The following is a 19123-nucleotide window of genomic DNA, read 5'->3' as shown; positions in this document are numbered from 1 at the left end:
ATGCGGGCGCTGATCGACGCCGCCCTGGGGCGCAGCCGGACCACGCTGTCCGCCCTGCTGCTGATCCTGATCGCGGGCACCGTCGCCTATATCGAAATTCCGAAGGAAGCCGACCCCGACATCAACATCCCGCTGATCTACACGGTCCTCAAGCACGAGGGCATCTCGCCCGAGGATGCCGAGCGCCTGCTGCTGCGACCGATCGAGCAGGAGGTCCGCTCGATCGAGGGCGTGAAGGAGATGCGCTCGCGCGCCTATGAGGGCGGCGCCTCGATCGTGCTGGAATTCGACGCCGGCTTCGATGCCGACGCCGCCCTGGTCGACGTCCGCGAGAAGATCGACACCGCCAAGGCCGACCTGCCCGAAGAGACTGAGGAACCCGAGGTCCACGAGGTCAACTTCTCGCTGTTCCCGGTCCTGGTCGTGACGCTGTCCGGCGAGATCCCGGAGCGCGAGCTGCTGCATCTGGCCCGCACCGTCCGGGACGCGATCAAGACCCTGCCCGACGTGCTCGACGCCAAGCTGACCGGCGAGCGCCCGGAGCTGGTCGAGGTAGTCGTCGATCCGCTCAAGCTCGAGAGCTACGGCCTGCAGGCCGGCAACGTGCTCGACGCGGTCGCGCGCTCCAACCAGCTGATCGCCGCCGGTACCCTCGACACCGGCCAGGGACGGTTCCCGATCAAGGTTCCCGGGCTGTACGAGGGGGTGGCCGACATCCTGGAGCAACCGATCAAGGTGAACGGCGACGCCGTCGTCCGGATCCGCGACATCGCCAATGTTCAACGCAGCTTCAAGGATCGTGCCGGCTACGCCCGGCTCGACGGCCAGCCGGCGATCGGCATCGAGGTCACCAAGCGCACCGGCGCCAACATCATCGACACCATCGACGACGTCCGCGGCGTGGTGACCGAGGCCACTCAGCCGTTCCCGGACGCGGTCCAGGTGACCTTCAGCCAGGACAAGTCCGACCAGATTTCCCTGATGCTGACGGATCTTCAGAACAACGTCACCAGCGCCATCCTGCTGGTGATGATCGTGGTGGTCGGCGCCATGGGCGTCCGGTCAGCCGGCCTGGTCGGGCTGGCGATCCCGGGTTCGTTCATGCTGGGCATGCTCGTGCTGTCGTCGCTCGGGCTGACCATCAACATCGTGGTGCTGTTCAGCCTGATCCTGGCCGTCGGCATGCTGGTGGACGGCGCCATCGTGGTCACCGAGTCGGCCGATCGCCGGATGGCCGAGGGGCTGTCCAGACGCGACGCCTACGCCGAGGCGGGCAAGCGCATGGCCTGGCCGATCATCGCGTCGACCGCGACCACGCTCGCCGCGTTCTTCCCGCTGCTGTTCTGGCCGGGCGTGGTCGGCGAGTTCATGAAGTTCCTGCCGATCACGCTGCTGGTGACGCTGACCGCATCGCTGCTGATGGCGCTGGTCTTCGTGCCGGCCCTGGGCGCCATCATCGGCAAGCCGAGCGCCACGGATGACAAGGCCCGCACGCAGCTCGCCGCCGCCGAGACCGGCGACATCAATACGGTCACCGGCTTCACCGGCGGCTATCTGAAGGTGCTCAGGGCGGCGCTGCGCCATCCCGGCCTGGTGCTGGCCACCGCCTTCGGCACCCTGATCGGCGTGCAGGCCTACTACGCGACCCACGGCAACGGGGTCGAGTTCTTCCCCGACATCGAGCCGGACGTGGCGCTGATCTACGTTCACGCCCGCGGCGACCTCTCGGTCGAGGAGAAGAAGGAACTGGTGCTGCCGGTCGAGCGCGAGGTCCTCGCGGTCGGCGGCTTCGCGTCGGTCTACACCTTCATCGGCCAGCGCAGCGACGGCTCGTCCTCCGGCGGCGGCGAGGATGTCGCCGAGGACGTGATCGGCACCATCCAGGTCGAGTTCAAGGACTGGCTGGAGCGGCGGCCGGCCCGCGAGATCCTGGCCGACATCGTCGAGCGCACGCGCGACTTCCCCGGGATCTACGTGGAGCCGCGCAAGGAGGAAGCCGGGCCGCCGACCGGCAAGGCGGTGCAGATCCAGCTGCGCGGCCGCGATCGCGAGGACCTGGACACGGCCGCCGACACGGTGCTCGAGAAGTTCCGCGCGACGCCGGGGCTGAAGGACGTGGACGACACCCGCGACGTGCCGGGCATCGAGTGGCGACTGATCGTCGACCGCGCCCAGGCCGCCAAGTTCGGCGCCGACGTCAGCCTGATCGGCCGCTACGTCCAGCTGGTCACCAAGGGCATGAAGATCACCGACTACCGCCCGAACGACAGCGACGAAGAGGTCGACGTGGTGGTGCGCTACCCGGTCGCCATGCGCACCCTCGCCCAGCTCGACCGCATCCGGATGGAGACCGCCCAGGGCCTGGTGGCGATCGGCAACTTCGTGCGCATGACACCGGAACCGAAGACCGGGATCATCCGCCGGGTCGACGGGCTGCCGGCGATCACGGTGCGGGCCGACGTCGCCGAAGGGGTGCTGCCGGACAACAAGGTCCAGGAACTGCGGGCCTGGCTGCCCGGCGCCGGGCTGCCGGCCGGCATCGAGGTCAGCTTCAAGGGCGAGGACAAGGAGCAGCAGGAGGCCCAGGCGTTCCTGGTCAAGGCCTTCGGCGTCGCCCTGTTCATCATGGCGATCATCCTGGTGACCCAGTTCAACAGCTTCTATTCGGCGCTGCTGATCCTGTCGGCCGTCATCATGTCGACGATCGGGGTGATGATCGGCCTGATCGTCACCGGCAGCCCGTTCGGAATCGTCATGACGGGCATCGGCGTGATCGCGCTCGCCGGCATCGTCGTGAACAACAACATCGTGCTGATCGACACCTACGACACCTTGAGGAAGGACATCGCCGACCCCCGCGAGGCGGTCCTGCGGACCGGCGCCCAGCGCCTGCGCCCGGTGATGCTGACCACCGTCACCACCATCCTCGGGCTGATGCCGATGGTCATGCAGACCAACATCAACTTCGTCAGCCGCGAGGTCACCGTCGGCGCACCGTCGACCCAGTGGTGGGTGTCGCTGTCGACCGCCATCGTCTTCGGGCTGGCCTTCGCGACGGTCCTGACCCTGGTGGTCACGCCGGCGGCACTGGTGTTCAAGCACGACGTCGCCACCGGCTGGCGCCGGCTGAAGCAACGGCTTGCCGGACGCCGCGGCGGCCCCGGAACGGGCGGCACCGCGACGCCGGACTACGAACTGCCGCACGCCGCCGAGTAAGGCGGCGCCGCCGCCTCAGACCCGGGAGCTCGGCCGGTAGAAGGGCTGGTGCTTCGCCGGGTCTACGTAGCCCCGGTAGAACTTCTTCACGTGCGGCAGCAGGGCCTTCGACAGATTGCGACGCTCGACCTCGTCGTCGCTGAGGGCGCGCGACAGGTCGTCGTGCAATGCCTTCAGTGCCCCGTCGCGGTCGACCCTGGTGAACACGCCGTCGCGGTAGATCACTTCGCCGTCGCACATCACCGCCCGCACTCCGTCCGACTTGGCGCGCTGGATCACCGCGTCGAGCAACGGCGTCTCCCGGTCCAGATACGGATATGACATCTGCTCCCAGTCGAGCAGCACCAGGTCGGCCCCCTTCCCGACTTCGAGGGTGCCGAGGAAGTCGCCGTAGGGCGTGGTCTTCGCGCCGCCGGTGGTCGCCATCCGGAACACCTGGGGCGTGGTCGGCACGTCGTCGTCCATGCCCGGCACCCGATGCGCCCGCAACACCAGTCGCATTTCCTGCAGCATGTCGCGGTCGTCGTTGATGCCGGCCTCGTCGAGCCCGATGGCGGTGTTCACGCCCTTGATCTCGAAATGGTTCAGCGCCGCCAGGCCGGAGCGCAGCCGGAAGTTGGACGAGCAGTTGTGGCACACGCAGGTCCCGGTCTCGGCCAGCCGGTCGATGTCGCTCTCGTTCAGCCAGACCCCGTGGCCCAGGGTCAGCTTCGGTCCCAGCATGTCGAAGCGGTCGATGTACTCGACCGCTGTGCACCCGCCGCGCCGCCAAGCGTACTCCTTCTGCAGGGCGGTTTCGAGCAGGTGCATGTGCATCGGCACCTCGTACTTCTTCGACGCCTCCGACAGCGCCGTCAGAGCCGAGTCAGAGCACCAGTGCAGGTTGGCCGGCGCCAGCTGGATCTTGACCCGGCGCTTGTTCTGATGGCGCCCGTGCATGTGCGCGAACATGTCCATGCAGTCTTCCAGCCCCATCTGGAAGCGGTCGTACCAGCGCTGCATCGGGGCCTGCAGCTCCGGCGGCAGGCTCGCCACGAACGCCTTGTCGTCCTGGTAGACCATGCGGTTCTGGTCGCGCACCGCGAACGAGTAGGACACCCGCATGCCGATGTCCTCATAGGCCCGGATCACCTCGTTGGCCAACGGCTCGACCAGATCGATCTTGCCGGGCAGCCAGCCGTGGATGTGCTGCACCGTGGTGATGCCGGAGCCGATCATCTCGAACGCCGAGTACAGGGTGTCGAGGTAGAGGTTCAGGTTGCGGGTCACCATGCGGGTGATGAACCACAGCTCCAGCGGCATGTCGGGCGAGCCGAGCTGGACCGGCGTCAGGCCGACATGATGGTGGCCGTTGACGAAGCCGGGCACCAGCACCTCGCGGCCGGACCCGAGAACCGGCAGAGTCGGATGCTTGGCCGAGAGCGCCTCGTAGGTGCCGACTTCGGTGATGACGCCGTCCTCCTGGATCAGCGCGCCGTCGGCGATCTCCTCGACGGTGTGGCGGTCGACGGTCTTGGTGATCATGGTCTTGCTGCGAACGAGCGTGGTCGCCATCGCGATGCTCCTTCCCTGTGCGCCGGCCGCAAGGGCGGCGGCGTTCGTTGATGATGACGTGAAATGCGGGCTGCGGGCCCCTGACGGCTCAGGCGGTCCGGGCCAGCCCCTCCTGCTCGGCGAACGCCCTGTCGACCTCGTCGCGCAACAGCTCGGTGAGGTCGATGCGCAGGCGTTCCACCTCGCGCGAGAACTGGTCGCGCGGCCGCGGCAGCGAGATCGGGACGACCGCCTTGATGGTCCCCGGCCGGGCCGAGAACACCACCACCCGGTCGGCCAGCGCCACCGCCTCGTCGATATGGTGGGTGACGAACAGCACCGAGGCGCCGCTGTCGCGCCAGACGTCGAGCAGGAAGTCCTGCATCTTCTGCCGGGTCTGGACGTCGAGGGCGGCGAACGGCTCGTCCATCAGCAGCACCTTCGGCCGCATCGCCAGCGCCCGGGCCACCGCCACCCGCTGGCGCATGCCGCCGGACAGCTCGTCGGGACGCTTGTCCATCGCCTCGACCAGCCCGACATGACGCAGCGCCTGCTCCGCCACCGCCTTGCGGGCCGCCGGCGGGTCGCCCCGCAGCGACAGCCCGAAGCTGACGTTCTGCCAGACGTTCAGCCAGGGAAACAGCGAGGTCTCCTGGAAGATCAGGCTGCGGTCCGGCGACGGCCCGGTGACCGGGTCGCCGAAGAACCGGACGTCGCCGCCGGTGACCGTCTCCAGGCCGGAGATCAGGTACAGCAGCGTGCTCTTGCCGCAACCGGACGGCCCGAGGAACACCACGAACTCGCCGGGCTGGACGACCAGGTCGATGTCGCGCAGCGCCTCGTGGGCCCGGCGGGTGCCTTCCGCCCAGGTCTTGGAGACGCCACGGCAGACGATGGCATCGCCGTCGATGGGAAGGCTGTCAAAGGCCACGGAGCACCCCCGCCGGGTCGGGCATCCAGTACAGGATGCGCTTCTGGATCAATCGCATGAGGTAGTCGGTCAGGAAGCCGACGAAGCCGATCAGCGCGATGGTGAAGAACACCAGCGACGGATTGAAGGTGTTGCGCGCCAGCATGATCACCTGGCCGAGGCCGTAGCCGACACCGGTCGACTCCGCGATCAGCACCACCATCCACGCACCGAACAGGTTGAGCCGCAGGAACACCAGGATGCCCGGCAGGATCGCCGGGACGATCACCCGGCCGTAGATCTGCCGTTTCGACGCCCCCATGGTGCGGGCGACGTTGACCAGGTTGCGGTTCACCCCGTCGATCTGGTTCACCGTCGCGATCACCATGTGGAAGAACAGGGCGATCACGACCATGAATATCGCCGGCGCGTTGCCGATGCCGAACACGAATATCGCGACCGGCAGCCAGGCGATCGGCGAGACCGGGGCCAGCAGGGTGACGCTCGGCAGGATCAGGCGGTCGACCAGCCCCCAGTAGCGGATGGCGATGCCCAGCGCGATCGACAGCACCGCGGCGATCCCCAACCCCGCCAGCACCCGGCCGCCGGAGGCCAGCACCGTGATGAGCACCGCTTCCGCCGGGGTCGGGCCGGCCGAGGCCGAGACGCCGATCTGCCAGCGCGTCGCGGTGTTGAAGAACTTCGCCTGGTCGCCGAACGCGCCGAGGAAGATGTGCGGCGGCGGCAGCAGCTTGGGATCGGCCAGGCCGACCGCCCACAGCAGCTCCCAGATCAGCGCGAACATTCCGACCGAGATCAGGGTCCAGCCGACCTTCGGGATCAGGCGGTCGATCGCCTCGCCGACCACGATGCGGCCGCCGGCGAGCCGGGAGCCGGCCGGAAGCGAGGTGGCGCCCGGGGGCCCGGCCGCCGGCGGGGCTGTCGCCCCGCCGGTCCGACCCGCCGCCGTCCCGCGCGCCTGCTGAAGCGGCGACGCCATGCTCATGCCGCCGCCGCCTTGTATTTGAGGCTGCCGTAGAGATCGGCGTTCTCGGCGATGACCGCTTCCAGCAGCGTCCAGTCGATCGCCGAGCGGTCCGGCTTTTTCTTGATGTAGCCCATCTCGACCAGGCTGTCGGTGCGGTCGAGGATGAACTGGGTCTGGTTGCGGGCATCGACCACCGCCGGCTGCTTGGCCATGGCCAGCTTCGCGTTCTCCATCGAGGTCTTGTAGTAGGTGCCGACCAGATCGGTCAGGACCACCGCCTGCTCGGTCTCGGCCAGCTTCTGGGCCTTCATCATGCCCTTGATCAGGGCCTTCAGGGCCGCCGGGTTCTCCTCGATCAGGCTGGAGCGGGCCGCCAGCACGCAGTCGGTGTAGCCCTTGCCGTAGATGTCGGTGCCGTCGGACAGCATCACCGAGCCCGGCACGTCGTTCAGCAAGGCGGTGCCGTAGGGCTCGATCGTGCAGATCCAGTCGACCGCGCCGGCCTTGAAGGCCTCAACGGCTTCCGGGGTCGAGCCCATGTAGCGGACGTTCACGTCCTTGAAGCTGATGCCGTGCTTCTTCAGCCAGTCGTAGGGCATCACCTCCAGGGTATCGAGCTGGAAGGTCGCCAACGTCTTGCCCTTCAGCTTCTCGGGCGTGTCCAGGCCCGGCCGGGCGACGATCACGCAGCCCTCGATGCCGCCGCCGGCGACCACCTTGACCGGCGCCCCGGCGTCGAACAGCGCCATGAAGCTGGTGTAGGGCATCAGACCGACGTCGACCTGGCCAATGCCGAGGAAGGTCACCTGCTCGGCGAAGGTCGGTGTGTTCACGAACACCAGTTCCAGCCCGTCCTCCATGGCCAGCTGCTTGGCGTGGGCCAGAAACAGATTGAGGTTGCAGAAGCCGGTGCCGTGCGTCGACTTGACGGTCGACGCCGCGGCCTGGGCGGGGGAGCCGAGCAGGCCCGGCCCGACGGCCATGGTCAGCGCGCCGACCCCGGCCGCCTTCAGCAGCGAGCGGCGGTCGATCCTCGGCGCGCCGCCGAGGTCCATCGATCGGAAGTCCGGCAATGCAGCACAGCCGTATCGGTCACACATGGTCTTGTCTCCCTGCGTCGAGCCCACGGCGGCGATGCTCGCCGAGCTCCCGCGGGGGTTGCGGAGACCCCGCCGCGGCACCTGGGCGCCACGGCCGAGCCGTCGAAGACAACTGTCATGGTGCCGGGCCCCACGGGGTCCGGTGACGGTGACGGTCGGTCACGCAGTTGGGGGCGGTCGCGACGGGCCGACGAACCGACCCGGTCGAAACAACGAAGACAAGGCTCGCCCCAGGGAAGAACGGCGCGTCGGCGCCGAACTGTCCCTCCGACTGCGTTATCCGCAATCACCGCAACAGTTGCGTGGCACGCCAACCAAAGCTGTCGCCGAGGCGACGCTGCGCTGAAACAGGGAATCGCAGATTCCATGCCAACGGACAGGGTCTTTGTTTTTCAATATCTTGATGACATCAACTGAGATGCCCGGTATTCGCCGATGTTCATTTGTTTTGCAGCGCAGCATGCCGGCGCCCAAAACGCAGGCAGTGTGGACCGGGAGTCAGTCCCCGAACGCCTGCACCGCCTGCCATATCCGACTGGCGGTGGTGATCCAGCACATCGCCCCGAAAATTCCGGCAATCCACGGGAAGGCTTCGGGGAACACGCAGATCAGGACGAAGGCCGCGATGGTCTCGCTGCCCTCCGCGAGGCCGCCCAGATAGTAGATGCTCTTGCGGCCGCGGCTGGCCGTGGTCACGCCGCGCTTGGCGGCGACGATCGCGTAGGCCAGGAACGACGATCCGGTGCCGACGAAGCTGAAGATCAGGAACGCCGCCCACACCGCATGGTCCGGGCGGCCGAGCGCGAAGCCGAGCACGACCGCGCTGTAGAAGACGAAGTCGAGTACGATGTCGAGATAGCCGCCCAGGTCGCTGGGCCCCACGCTGCGGGCGATGGCGCCGTCCAGGCCGTCGCCCAGGCGGTTCGCCAGGATCGTCAGCAGGGCGAGGTCGTAGCGGCCGGCCGCCAGCGCCGGGACCGACAGGATCCCGACCAAGAAGCCGCCGACGGTCACCGCGTTCGCCGACACCCCGGCCGCCGCCAGCCGGCGGCCGGCCGCATCGAGCGGCGGATCGATCAGCCTGCGCAGCGCGGCATCGAACATCGTTCCCCAGCAGGCCGTTCACGACTCCGTCGCGCAGCTTGCACGCCGGCGACCGGATCGCAACCACGGTCGGCCCAAGGCGCCGGGCGGACCCGCCGGCCGGCACACCCGGCACGCCTACGCCATGCGGACCATCCGCGCGACGCGGCGGGCGGCCCGCCGCCACATCGGTAACGGCCGATCCTCGAAGTCGACCAGGAGCCGCGAGGTGCCGCCGCCGGCCAGGACCATCCGGAACTCCAACAACGTCGGCCCCGCCGACCCGGCGGCCGACGCCCTCACCCACACATCGAAGCCGCAGACGACCGAGACGAATGCCGGAATCTGCCGACGCACATCCGGGCGCGGCACGGTCAGCGGCAGCGGCGCCGGCGCCGCGCCGTCGACCGCCACGGTGGCCTCCGAAACCGGCTGCGCGGCATTTGCCCAGCCGACCAGCCGCAGCGTGCCGTCCTCGTGGATGGTCAGGCTGTCGAGATGGACGGCGCCGCCGGCGCCGCTGATGCGCACGCCGCCCCTGCCAGCCATGCTGCGGACATTTCGGAAGAACGACGGATGCGCTTCGATCCGGACTTTTCCGCCGCCGGCAGGCAGACGCGGAAGCTCGGCGCGGACGGACCGGCTGGCCGAGTGGGTGCGCACGAACCGCAGTTCGGTCACGCCGATCTCCTCCGCCAGCCGCCGCGCCTCGGCGATCTCGACGTCGGAGTCGTTGGAGGCCAGCAGGATGTACTTCCAGATCACCGCCCCGCCGCGCGGACGCTGCGCCGCCACCGCGTCGCGAAGGAAGGCGAGCGCCCGGTCGATTCGCCCGTTCACCCGGTAGCGGGCATAGGCGTCCTGGGTCGCGCCGTCCACCGACACCACCGTCTCCTCGACGAAGGCGTCGCCGATCCTGGCGGCGTAGTCGTGGTTGCCGTTGGTGATCACCCGTTGCAGGGTCTCCGGATATGACCGCCGCGCGGTCGCCAGCAGCTCGGGAAACCGCGGGTTGTTCAACGGCTCGCCCTGGCCGCAATACTCGACGGACAGGACTGCGAAGCCTTCGTTCCGCAGGTCGTCGAGCAGCCCGGCGAACACCTCCGGGGTCATGTGCAGCGGCCCCTTGCGGTGGCGTATCTGCTGGAGGTTGGAGCAGTCCGGGCATCGCAGCGCGCAGGCCAGCGAGGCCTCGACCTGCAGCTTCTCGATCACCCGGCGGCCGAGTTCGTCGACCGGCGCCTCGTCGGGACGCAGCAGGGCGCAGGACCGGCATACCTCCGGCCACGGCGCCTCCCCGCGGGCGAAGGCGGCACGGATCCGCCCGAACGCCTCGTTCTCCAGGATACGGCCGATGGCCGGCGTCGCCGGGTCGTCCGGAAGCCGACCGAGCGTGAGCCGCTCGCCGAAGTCGTCCTCGCACGGGATCTCGCCATTGGCCCTGACGTACAGGGTGCGCAGGATCTGGCAGTTCATCGAGGGTTCCGGGTACGGTCGGACGGGCGCACCAGGCAAGGCCGGTGAACCCACAGGACCCGAGGATCGTGACGGCGCAATCAGATACAGTATGCACGGCCGGCCGATATTCAAGCGTAGGGCGAGACCGACAGCAGCGGATCCCCTCGTAGTCGATCCGTTAGTGCAGCTTGGGCGCCCGGCTGTCGGCGTCGACCGAGGTTCCGGCGCGCGGCTCCGTCTCGTCGACGGTGGCGGGGCTGGCCTCCGCCATCTGCTCGGCCTCCTTCAGCAGCCGCCGGTAGGCGAATACCGACAGCGGAATCGAGCCGAGATAGGCGATGATCAGCAACGCCAGCATGAACCAGGGGGCGCTGACCACGCCGGTGATGATCAGGCCGGCGCCGATCAGGATCGGCAGCACCATGCGCTGCGGCACCTTCATGCGCTTGAACGAGAAGGTCGGCAGCTGGCTGACCATCAGCAGCCCTACCAGGACCAGCCAGAGCGCCATCAGCGGGGGATAGGTCGTGAGGTCGAGCCCGGTCTGGAACGCCAGCATCATCGGCAGCAGTGCCAGCCCGGCGCCGGCCGGCGCCGGCACGCCGGTGAAGTAGTTGTAGGTGAAGGCCGGCTTGTCGTCGTCCAGCTTGGTGTTGAAGCGCGCCAGCCGCAGCATGCAGCAGGTCGCGTAGAACAGCCCGGCCATCCAGCCGAAGTTGCCGAGCGACTGCAGGGCCCACAGATACACGATGATCCCCGGGGCGACGCCGAAACTGACGAAGTCGGACAACGAGTCCAGTTCCGCCCCGAACTTCGACTGCGCCCGCAGCAGTCGTGCCATCCGGCCGTCCAGCGCGTCGAACACCGCGGCCAGCACGATCATCCCGACCGCGAACTCCCACTTGCCGGCCAGGGCGTAGCGCAGGCCGGACAGGCCGAAGCAGACCGCCAGCACGGTGATCAGGTTCGGGATCAGCTTATTGAAGGACTGCCCGGAAAACCGTGGACTGCTGCGGCGGCGGCGAAGACGTTTCATCGGACCGCTCCGTTGCGCGCCGGCTCGGCCGAGGCGAGGTCCGCGAGGACCGTCTCGGCGGCGACGCAGCGCTGGCCCTCGACCACCAGCGGCGCCGTCCCGGCCGGCAGATACACGTCGACCCGGCTGCCGAACCGGATCATCCCCATCCGCTGACCGGCCAGCACGGTCTGTCCCTCCGTCAGATGGCACACGATACGTCGGGCCACCAGGCCGGCGATCTGCACGAAGGCGAGTTTCCGGCCGTCGGCGGTCTCCATCGCCACCAGCTGCCGCTCGTTCTGCTCGCTCGCCTTGTCGAAGGACGCGTTCACGAACGCCCCCGGAACATAGGCCAGCTTGGTGATCCTGCCGTCGACCGGGATGCGGTTCACATGCACGTCGAAGACGTTCATGAAGATGCCGATGCGGGTGACCTCGCCCTCGCCCGCCGTCTGTTCTCCCATGGCCAGCTCCTTCGGCCAGGGCACCGAGGCGATCGACACGATCAGCCCGTCGGCCGGGCTGACCACCAGCCCGTCACGGCTCGGCGTGACCCGGTTCGGGTCGCGGAAGAAATAGACGCACCACGCGGTCAGGAGGACGCCCGGGATCAGCAGCCAGTCGGCGATCAGGGCGAGCACAAGGGTCGCCACCGCGAACGCCGCGATGAACGGCCGCCCTTCCCGGGCGATCGGAACCAGGATGGAATTGAGCAAGGAACCCTCTTCGGATCAGTTCACGCGCGGCAGGCCGAATACCTGGCCGGGATATATCAGGTCCGGGTCGAGGATCTGATCCTTGTTGGCATCGAAGATCTCGACGTAGCGAACGCCGGTGCCATAGACCCGGGTGGCGATACGCCAGAGATTGTTGCCGGGCTGGATCACGACAAGGCGGTTGTCCGGCAGTTCCGTCAACGGGTCGGCACGGACGAACGGGAACGCCACCCGCGCCTCGACCGCGCCGGTCGACGTCACCTTGTCGACCCGCAACTGATAGGAGCCCGGCGCCACCGGCTCGGCCGGCCGCATGGTCCAGCGGCCCTCGGCGTCGGCCCCGGTATCGCCGACCTTGCGGTTGTCGATGAACACCTCGACCTTCGAACCGGGATCGGCCCGCCCGCTGAACACCACGTCGCCCTTGTCGTCGTAGTCGATCACGTCGACCGCCACGTCCTTCTGGCCGACGCCGTCCGCTGCCGCCGGCGCGGCCGGCTCCGGGTAGGCCGAGACCGCCGGCGCCGCTGACGCCAGCTGCGACGGCGCCGCGGGTTTCGGTTCGCCCGGCTGCGTCCCGACCGCGGCCGGGGCGGCGGGCGTCGGCGCGGCGGACGACGGCTCGGCGGACGACGGCTTGGCGGATGGCGGATCGGCGGGGATCGGCGCGGCTGAAGGCGGCTCGGCCGGGACGGGCGCCGACGCGCTGACGCCGGCAGCCGGCGCCGCGGCCGTCAACGCGGGAACGGCCGTCTCCTGCGGGGCCTTGCCCGCGACGACCGCGGACACGGCAGGCCCGGACCCGGAAGTCGCCGCCCCGGACACGGCGGTATCGCTTCCGGCTGCGGCACCGGCGACGGCGCCCACTGCGGCGCCCGCCGCGGCGCTCGTCCGGGTGTCCGAAGCCCCCGTTCCCGAAGAACCGGCACTCGAAGCACCGGCACTCGAAGCACCGGGCGCCGGCGTCGCCGCCGCACCGCCGGCGGATGTGCTGCCCGGGGTACCGTTCGACGCCAGCGGTCCGGCCGCCGGCGCCTGCAGCACCCGGGTCGCGACCCGCTGCTCGCTTCCGTCACCGTTCCTGGGCACCACCACCGCCAGCGGCACACTGGCCCCGTCGGTCGCGCGCCCCGCGATGTCCTTGCCCTTCTCGGGAATGACCAGCACGACGGCCTCGTCGGACTGTCTCGGCTGGTCGGTCAGTTCCTTCAGGCTCAATACACGCTCTCCCGCCTCCAGCTTGGAGGGCGGCACGAACACCCACTCGCCGCGGTTGTCGGTGGTGACCCGACCGATCTCCTTGCTGCCGTCGAGGATCGCGATATCGGTATTCGGGGCGCCGCGGCCGGCGATCACGGTGTTGCCGTCTGGATCGACCCGCACGACGTCGAAGCTCGGTGTCGACACAGTGGCCTGCTGACGGTCCTGCCCGGTCGCGGGCGGCGGCACCTGGGGCGCCCCCGCCGGTGTCCGGTCCGTCGATTTGGCGGTCGCATCCGGGCGCTTCGGGGACGGCGGCGCTGGGCTCGTCGGCGACGGCGCCCGGGCCACGGGCTCCGCCTCTTCGCCCGGCAGGACGAAGTAGTTCAACACAAGGGCGGACGCCAGGACCACTACCCCGACGACGCCGACCGTAACCGGTTTCGCGACCATCAATCCGCAAGCCGTGTAATGCTCGCCCGACCATAAACCCCTTGCGGTTTCGACACAATCGGACGGCCGGCCGAATTGATCGGCAATTCCTCCGGTTCGCCGCCTTGATCCACCCGTCCCGCGCCGCGGTTTGCCGCCCGGCTCCTCAGATCGGTTGACGACCGCCCTGCCCGGTGCGAAAGACCGCGGCATGACGATATCCACCGGTGTGTCCCAGCCGCTTCGCGTGTGCGTATTCTGCGGCTCATCCTCTCGTGTCGACGTGCGCTACCGCGACGCCGCCACGGCATTCGGCCGCCTGATCGCCGGCCGCGGCGCCGAGCTGGTCTATGGCGGCGGTCGCGTCGGCCTGATGGGGCTGGTCGCCGACGCAGCACTCGAAGGCGGCGCCCGGGTGACCGGCATCATCCCGCGCTTCCTGATGGACCTGGAGGTCGGCCACGGCGCGGTCAGCGAGCTGGTGGTCACCGACAGCATGCACGACCGCAAGGCCGAGATGTACGAGCGCGCCGACGGCTTCGTGGTGCTGCCGGGCGGCCTCGGCACCCTCGACGAGACCCTCGAGGTGCTCACCTGGTCGCAGCTCAAGCTGACGGCCAAGCCGATCGTCCTGGTCGACGTCGACGGCTTCTGGCAACCGCTGCTTGCGCTGATCGACCACACCATCCGGACCGGCTTCACAAGGCCCGAGAATCGCGCCCTGTTCCAGGTCGTCGACACGGTCGACGAGGTGTTCGACGCGCTGGCGGCGTTCCGGACCGATCCCAGCGTCGACGTCTCCAAGAAGTGGCTGTAGCCGCCGATTTCCGTCCGCGCCCGGCTTGCGTTGGGCGTTCCCGATGATATTGTGCCGCGCCCGCGGGTCCTGCGGGCGATTTCGTGTGTGATTGGAGCTTTCGATGGCCAAGATCAAGGTGGCGAACCCGATCGTCGAGCTCGACGGTGACGAGATGACCCGGATCATCTGGCAGATGATCAAGGACAAGCTGATCCTTCCCTATCTCGACGTCGACCTGAAGTACTACGACCTCGGGATGGAGGCGCGGGACGCGACCGACGACCAGATCACCATCGACTCCGCCAACGCCATCAAGCAGTACGGCGTCGGCGTGAAGTGCGCGACCATCACCCCGGACGAGGCGCGCGTCGAGGAGTTCAAGCTGAAGAAGATGTGGCGGTCGCCGAACGGCACGATCCGCAACATCCTCGGCGGCACCGTGTTCCGCCAGCCGATCATCTGCAAGAACGTACCGCGGCTGGTGCCGGGCTGGACCCAGCCGATCGTGATCGGCCGTCACGCCTTCGGCGACCAGTACCGCGCCACCGACTTCGTGGTCCCGGGTAAGGGCAAGCTGACCCTGACCTTCCAGCCGGAGGGCGGCGGCGCGCCGATGTCCTTCGAGGTGTTCGACTTCCCGGGCGGCGGCGTGGCGATGGCCATGTACAACCTCGACGAGTCGATCATCGGCTTCGCGCGGGCCTGCTTCAACTACGGGCTCGACCTCGGCTGGCCGGTCTACCTGTCGACCAAGAACACCATCCTCAAGGCCTATGACGGCCGATTCAAGGACCTGTTCCAGCAGGTCTTCGACGACGAGTTCGCGGCCAGGTTCAAGGCCAAGGGCATCGTCTACGAGCACCGCCTGATCGACGACATGGTCGCGTCGGCGCTGAAGTGGTCGGGCAACTTCGTGTGGGCCTGCAAGAACTACGACGGCGACGTGCAGTCCGACACCGTCGCCCAGGGCTTCGGCTCGCTCGGCCTGATGACCTCGGTGCTGATGACCCCGGACGGCAAGACCGTCGAGGCCGAGGCGGCGCACGGCACGGTGACCCGTCACTACCGCCAGCACCAGGCCGGCAAGGAGACCTCGACCAACCCGATCGCCTCGATCTTCGCCTGGACCCGCGGCCTGGAGTATCGCGCGAAGTTCGACGACACCCCCGAGGTTGCGCGGTTCGCCCAGACCCTGGAGAAGGTCTGCATCGACACGGTCGAGTCCGGGCACATGACGAAGGACCTGGCGCTGCTCATCAGCCCGGATCAACCGTGGCTGACAACCCAGCAATTTCTCGGCAAACTGGACGAGAATCTGCAGAAGGCGATGGGCTGACCGAGAGGGCCAGAATGCGGCAATGGGGAGGTGGTGCGCTGGTGATCGGCGCGCTGTTGCTGGGAGCGGTACCGGCGGACGCCAAGTGCGTGCCCAGCCCGTTCAAGGACGGCTGGCTGCAGGAGCAGGAGCAGCTCGGCGGCGACACGATGGACCGCCATGTCGGCCGGAGCCCGACCGAGCTGGCAGCCCGTCTGGCGAAGGAGCCGGCGAGTCCCGCCACCAGTTCCTTCCCGGACCGCCACACCGCGCGCCAGGTGATCTCGGCGGCGCTGATGCCGGACGAGGACGCCTACGACAGCTGGGCCGCCGGTGCCAACGCAGGCGAGCGGGCCGAGGTCCGGATGGCGTTCGAGCAGCCGATCGGCGTCTGGGTCGAGCGCGGCAACGCCTCCGGGGTCCCGGCCCACGGCATCACCGTGGTGCTCGAGGCCATGGGCAAGGGCAGCTGCCGGCTGGTCACGGCCTTCCCGACCAAGTGAACGGGCGTCGGCCGGACCGCGGCGGTCCGGTCGCACCAGCCTGACGCGGTCGGGCACTGGCGAGGGCGCATGGACCTCTATCACATCTGGTGCGACCTCAAGCCCGGGGTGCGCGACACCACCTTCGTGGAGGCGGTCGACCGCTACCTCGGCCGGCTGCGCGACGACGGGCTGATCGAGGGCTTCCGCGTCACCCGCCGCAAGCTTGGCCTCGGTGCCGCAGGGCTCGGCGAATTCCATGTCTGGATCGAGACCCGAGACCTGGCCCAGCTCGACGCCGCCTTCACCCGGGTGTCGAGCCGCGCCGAGCCGGTGGAGGGCTTCCACCACGGCGTGAACTCGCTGGTCCAGAACACCCAGTTCGCCCTGTACCGCGACTTCCCGGACCCGCATCGACAGACCGGCGAAGAGCGCTTCTGAGGTGCCGGACGACCTGATGGTGTACCTGGTCGCGGCCGGCGGTGCCCTGCTTGGGGCAACCGCCAGCGGCCTCGCCGGCTTCGCCTTCGCCGCCACCACTCTCGGCCTGTACGCCCACTTCCTGCCGCACGCCGCGATCTCGCCGCTGATCGTGGCGGCGTCGCTGGCCGTGCAGCTGATTCTCATGCCGATGATCTGGCGCCGGCTCGACTGGGGCGCCGCCCTGCCCTTCCTGGCCGGCGGGGTGTGCGGGGTGCCGTTCGGCGCCGCCCTGCTGTCCGTCCTGTCGGCCGACACCTTCCGGCATCTGGCCGGCGCCCTGCTGGTGATCTATGCCGGGTCGGTGCTGGTCACCGGGCGGCTGCCGAGCCTGCGGGTCGAGAGCCGGCTGGCCGACGCCGCGGTCGGCTTCGGCGGCGGCGTGCTGGGCGGATTCGCCGGCCTGTCGGGCGTGCTGCCGACCATCTGGTGCTCGCTGCGACGCTGGCCGAAGGACCGTCAGCGCAGCGTGTTCCAGCTGTTCAACACCGCCATGCACGTGGTCACGCTGAGCACCTACGCCGTGCAGGGCCGGCTGACCGCCGAGGTCGGCGGCCTGTTCCTGGCGGCGTTGCCCGGCATCGGCCTCGGCGCCTGGCTCGGCTTCAACCTGTATCGCCGAATCGACGACAAGGCGTTCGCGCGGGTTCTGCTGATCCTGCTCGGCGTGTCCGGGATCGGGCTGCTGGTCCCCCTGCTTCCGGAAATCCTGGGCTGACCGTCACACCAGCATGTTGAGATAGCTGCCCGGCGGCGCTTCCTGATCGATGTTGTCGTTGGCGATCAGGTTCATCAGGCGCTGGATCTGCCGTTCGATCTCATCCGGCGCGATCGCGGTCTTGAGGCGGAACCCGCGGTCCGGACGCGACCGCTCGGCCGGAACCGGCATCGCCGCCGGCGCAGTCCGGGCGGGGGTCTGGGCCGGGCGCGTCCGCGGGGCCGGAACCCGCGGCTCCCCCGGTCCTGTCGGCCTCAGCGCGATATGACAGCTCCCTGCCTCATGCCGTCAGGATACACGGTTTGGGGAGCCGGGGCAGCCGCTGGGTTCCGGATCCGTCCCGCCTGCGGCGGTCCGGTCCGGAATGACGAACATCAAAGGTCGTCATTCCGGACGAGCGCGTCGCCTTCGGCGCGGTTGAGCCGGAACCCACGAAGCGACGGACGTCAGGCCGACCGGCGCTGGTCCTTGCCGACGCCCAGGATCGGCTCGAGCGCATCGAGGCCGCGGGCCAGGGTCGCCTCGCTGGCCGCGAAGCACAGCCGCAGATAGCCTTCGCCGGCCGGCCCGAAGGCCGAGCCCGGGGCCAGGCCGACATTGGCCTCGTCGATGATCATCTTCGCGAACTCGACGCTGTCGTCCATTCCGTCGACCGCGAAGAACGCATAGAACGCCGCCTTCGGCCGGGCCAGCCGCAGCTTCGGCCAGGACTCCAGGCGGTCGAACACCAGGTCGCGGCCGGCCTTGCAGCGGGCACGCAGGTCGTGGATGACGTGGTCGCCGTCCTCGATCGCGGCGATCGCCGCGCGCTGCAGGAACTGCGGCACGCCGGAGGTGGTGATCTGCACCAGCTTGGCGATGGTCGGCGCCAGCGCCGCCGGGTGGGTCAGCCAGCCGAGCCGCCAGCCGGTCATCAGCCAGGACTTGGAGAAGGAATTGACCACCAGCAGCCGGTCGTCGCGGTCGGCGACCTGCAGGAAGGACGGCGCCACGTCGCGGTCGAACACCAGCTGGTGGTACACCTCGTCGGCGATCACCCAGATGCCGCGGGCGCGCGCGAACTCCATCAGGGCGCGCTGCTCGTCGCTCTCCATCATCCAGCCCGTCGGGTTGCCGGGCGAATTCACGAAGATCGCCTTGGTCCTGTCGTTCGCCAGCGCGAACAGCCGGTCCAGGTCGAGCCGCCACTCGCCGTCGATCAGCTCGATCGAGGCGTGCCGGACGACACCGCCATGGACCTCGACGGTGGAGTAGATGTTCGGCCACACCGGGCCGACCGCGATCACCTCGTCGCCCGGCTCGATCAGCATGTCCATCGCCAGGTACAGTGCGGACATGCCGGCGGTGACCAGGCTGACCTCGTCGGTCGAGACGTCGACCCCGAAGGTCCGCTTGGTATAGCCGGCCAGCGCCTGGCGCAGCGGCAGGATGCCGCGCTGGTCGGTGTAGAAGGTCTCGCCCCGGCGCAACGCCTCGGCGGCGGCGTCGCAGATGAACGCCGGCGTGGCCTGGTCGCCCTCCCCGAACCAGAATGGAATCAAGCCGGGCTTGTCCCAACCGTGCACGGCCACCTTGACGATGCCGGTCTCCGCCAGCTCCGCCACGTCGCGCCGCACGCTGTCGAGAATCGATGTCCCGCTCATGCCGTCCTCCAGGTTCGCAAGCCCCGGACATA

The 19123-nt window shown here is 68.9% G+C and carries 17 protein-coding genes; 6 read left to right on the top strand and 11 right to left on the bottom strand.

Annotation, left to right across the window (positions count from 1 at the left end):
• Positions 1–3216 (top strand): efflux RND transporter permease subunit, encoded by a 3216-nt coding sequence (locus RIC31_RS03580; protein WP_350103204.1) that lies wholly within the window; start codon positions 1–3, stop codon positions 3214–3216.
• Between the two features lie 15 nt (positions 3217–3231).
• Here the strand turns inward: RIC31_RS03580 and RIC31_RS03575 are convergent, their stop codons facing one another.
• From RIC31_RS03575 to RIC31_RS03535, 9 genes are all read right to left on the bottom strand, one after another.
• A complete protein-coding gene (locus tag RIC31_RS03575) occupies positions 3232–4770 on the bottom strand; it encodes an amidohydrolase family protein (protein WP_350103203.1) in 1539 nt (512 codons plus the stop codon).
• A gap of 88 nt (positions 4771–4858) precedes the next feature.
• Positions 4859–5680 (bottom strand): ABC transporter ATP-binding protein, encoded by an 822-nt coding sequence (locus RIC31_RS03570; protein ID WP_350103202.1) that lies wholly within the window; start codon positions 5678–5680, stop codon positions 4859–4861.
• Complete coding sequence (locus tag RIC31_RS03565) at positions 5670–6464, bottom strand: ABC transporter permease (protein ID WP_502989940.1); 795 nt, start codon at positions 6462–6464, stop codon at positions 5670–5672. Before RIC31_RS03565 ends, RIC31_RS03570 begins: the two co-directional genes overlap by 11 nt.
• Positions 6465–6661: 197 nt before the next feature.
• A complete protein-coding gene (locus RIC31_RS03560) occupies positions 6662–7747 on the bottom strand; it encodes an ABC transporter substrate-binding protein (protein ID WP_350103200.1) in 1086 nt (361 codons plus the stop codon).
• A gap of 498 nt (positions 7748–8245) precedes the next feature.
• Positions 8246–8851, bottom strand: a complete 606-nt coding sequence (locus RIC31_RS03555) for a CDP-alcohol phosphatidyltransferase family protein (RefSeq protein WP_350103199.1) — start codon at positions 8849–8851, stop codon at positions 8246–8248.
• A 117-nt stretch (positions 8852–8968) separates the two neighbouring features.
• The gene (locus RIC31_RS03550; protein WP_350103198.1) at positions 8969–10306 is read right to left on the bottom strand and encodes a radical SAM protein; all 1338 of its coding nucleotides are present in this window, start codon (positions 10304–10306) and stop codon (positions 8969–8971) included.
• A 160-nt stretch (positions 10307–10466) separates the two neighbouring features.
• Positions 10467–11324, bottom strand: coding sequence for a CDP-diacylglycerol--serine O-phosphatidyltransferase (gene pssA / locus RIC31_RS03545; RefSeq protein ID WP_350103197.1), 858 nt, complete (start codon positions 11322–11324; stop codon positions 10467–10469).
• Positions 11321–12022, bottom strand: coding sequence for a phosphatidylserine decarboxylase (locus RIC31_RS03540; RefSeq protein WP_350103196.1), 702 nt, complete (start codon positions 12020–12022; stop codon positions 11321–11323). Before RIC31_RS03540 ends, pssA begins: the two co-directional genes overlap by 4 nt.
• Before the next feature lie 15 nt (positions 12023–12037).
• Entirely contained in the window at positions 12038–13879 is a 1842-nt protein-coding gene (locus RIC31_RS03535; RefSeq protein WP_350103195.1) for a LysM peptidoglycan-binding domain-containing protein, read from the bottom strand.
• Between RIC31_RS03535 and RIC31_RS03530 the strand changes: the two genes are divergently transcribed.
• The 5 genes from RIC31_RS03530 (at position 13866) to RIC31_RS03510 (ending at position 17448) form a co-directional block, all read left to right on the top strand.
• Complete coding sequence (locus tag RIC31_RS03530) at positions 13866–14471, top strand: LOG family protein (RefSeq protein ID WP_350103194.1); 606 nt, start codon at positions 13866–13868, stop codon at positions 14469–14471. The two genes, RIC31_RS03535 and RIC31_RS03530, sit on opposite strands and share 14 nt — an antisense overlap.
• A gap of 103 nt (positions 14472–14574) precedes the next feature.
• Positions 14575–15789: an NADP-dependent isocitrate dehydrogenase gene (locus RIC31_RS03525; protein ID WP_350103193.1), complete on the top strand. Its 1215-nt coding sequence runs from the start codon at positions 14575–14577 to the stop codon at positions 15787–15789.
• Positions 15790–15803: 14 nt separating this feature from the next.
• Positions 15804–16271, top strand: a complete 468-nt coding sequence (locus tag RIC31_RS03520) for an RNase A-like domain-containing protein (protein WP_350103192.1) — start codon at positions 15804–15806, stop codon at positions 16269–16271.
• Between the two features lie 69 nt (positions 16272–16340).
• Entirely contained in the window at positions 16341–16691 is a 351-nt protein-coding gene (locus RIC31_RS03515; RefSeq protein ID WP_350103191.1) for a DUF6614 family protein, read from the top strand.
• A gap of 1 nt (position 16692) precedes the next feature.
• A complete protein-coding gene (locus RIC31_RS03510) occupies positions 16693–17448 on the top strand; it encodes a TSUP family transporter (protein ID WP_350103190.1) in 756 nt (251 codons plus the stop codon).
• A 3-nt stretch (positions 17449–17451) separates the two neighbouring features.
• On the opposite strand, the gene RIC31_RS03505 is transcribed toward RIC31_RS03510, so the two are convergent.
• On the bottom strand, positions 17452–17619 hold the full coding sequence (locus RIC31_RS03505) for a hypothetical protein (RefSeq protein WP_350103189.1): 168 nt from the start codon (positions 17617–17619) through the stop codon (positions 17452–17454).
• Positions 17620–17894: 275 nt separating this feature from the next.
• Positions 17895–19091: a pyridoxal phosphate-dependent aminotransferase gene (locus RIC31_RS03500; RefSeq protein WP_350103188.1), complete on the bottom strand. Its 1197-nt coding sequence runs from the start codon at positions 19089–19091 to the stop codon at positions 17895–17897.
• Positions 19092–19123 lie beyond the last annotated feature (32 nt).

The organism is Thalassobaculum sp. (genome assembly GCF_040219615.1).
In the GTDB taxonomy this organism is placed as follows: Bacteria; Pseudomonadota; Alphaproteobacteria; order Thalassobaculales; family Thalassobaculaceae; genus Thalassobaculum_A.
This window is presented reverse-complemented; position numbering and strand designations above follow the sequence as displayed.

Excerpts from the sequence above, each read along its gene's own strand:
- pssA (WP_350103197.1), bottom strand. The coding sequence starts at position 11,324 with ATGAAACGTCTTCGCCGCCGCCGCAGCAGTCCACGGTTTTCCGGGCAG.
- RIC31_RS03505 (WP_350103189.1), bottom strand. The coding sequence starts at position 17,619 with ATGCCGGTTCCGGCCGAGCGGTCGCGTCCGGACCGCGGGTTCCGCCTC.
- RIC31_RS03555 (WP_350103199.1), bottom strand. The coding sequence starts at position 8,851 with ATGTTCGATGCCGCGCTGCGCAGGCTGATCGATCCGCCGCTCGATGCG.
- RIC31_RS03560 (WP_350103200.1), bottom strand. The coding sequence starts at position 7,747 with ATGTGTGACCGATACGGCTGTGCTGCATTGCCGGACTTCCGATCGATG.
- RIC31_RS03530 (WP_350103194.1), top strand. The coding sequence starts at position 13,866 with ATGACGATATCCACCGGTGTGTCCCAGCCGCTTCGCGTGTGCGTATTC.
- RIC31_RS03515 (WP_350103191.1), top strand. The coding sequence starts at position 16,341 with ATGGACCTCTATCACATCTGGTGCGACCTCAAGCCCGGGGTGCGCGAC.
- RIC31_RS03550 (WP_350103198.1), bottom strand. The coding sequence starts at position 10,306 with ATGAACTGCCAGATCCTGCGCACCCTGTACGTCAGGGCCAATGGCGAG.
- RIC31_RS03580 (WP_350103204.1), top strand. The coding sequence starts at position 1 with ATGCGGGCGCTGATCGACGCCGCCCTGGGGCGCAGCCGGACCACGCTG.
- RIC31_RS03575 (WP_350103203.1), bottom strand. The coding sequence starts at position 4,770 with ATGGCGACCACGCTCGTTCGCAGCAAGACCATGATCACCAAGACCGTC.
- RIC31_RS03500 (WP_350103188.1), bottom strand. The coding sequence starts at position 19,091 with ATGAGCGGGACATCGATTCTCGACAGCGTGCGGCGCGACGTGGCGGAG.
- RIC31_RS03525 (WP_350103193.1), top strand. The coding sequence starts at position 14,575 with ATGGCCAAGATCAAGGTGGCGAACCCGATCGTCGAGCTCGACGGTGAC.
- RIC31_RS03565 (WP_502989940.1), bottom strand. The coding sequence starts at position 6,464 with ATGTTCGCGCTGATCTGGGAGCTGCTGTGGGCGGTCGGCCTGGCCGAT.
- RIC31_RS03520 (WP_350103192.1), top strand. The coding sequence starts at position 15,804 with ATGCGGCAATGGGGAGGTGGTGCGCTGGTGATCGGCGCGCTGTTGCTG.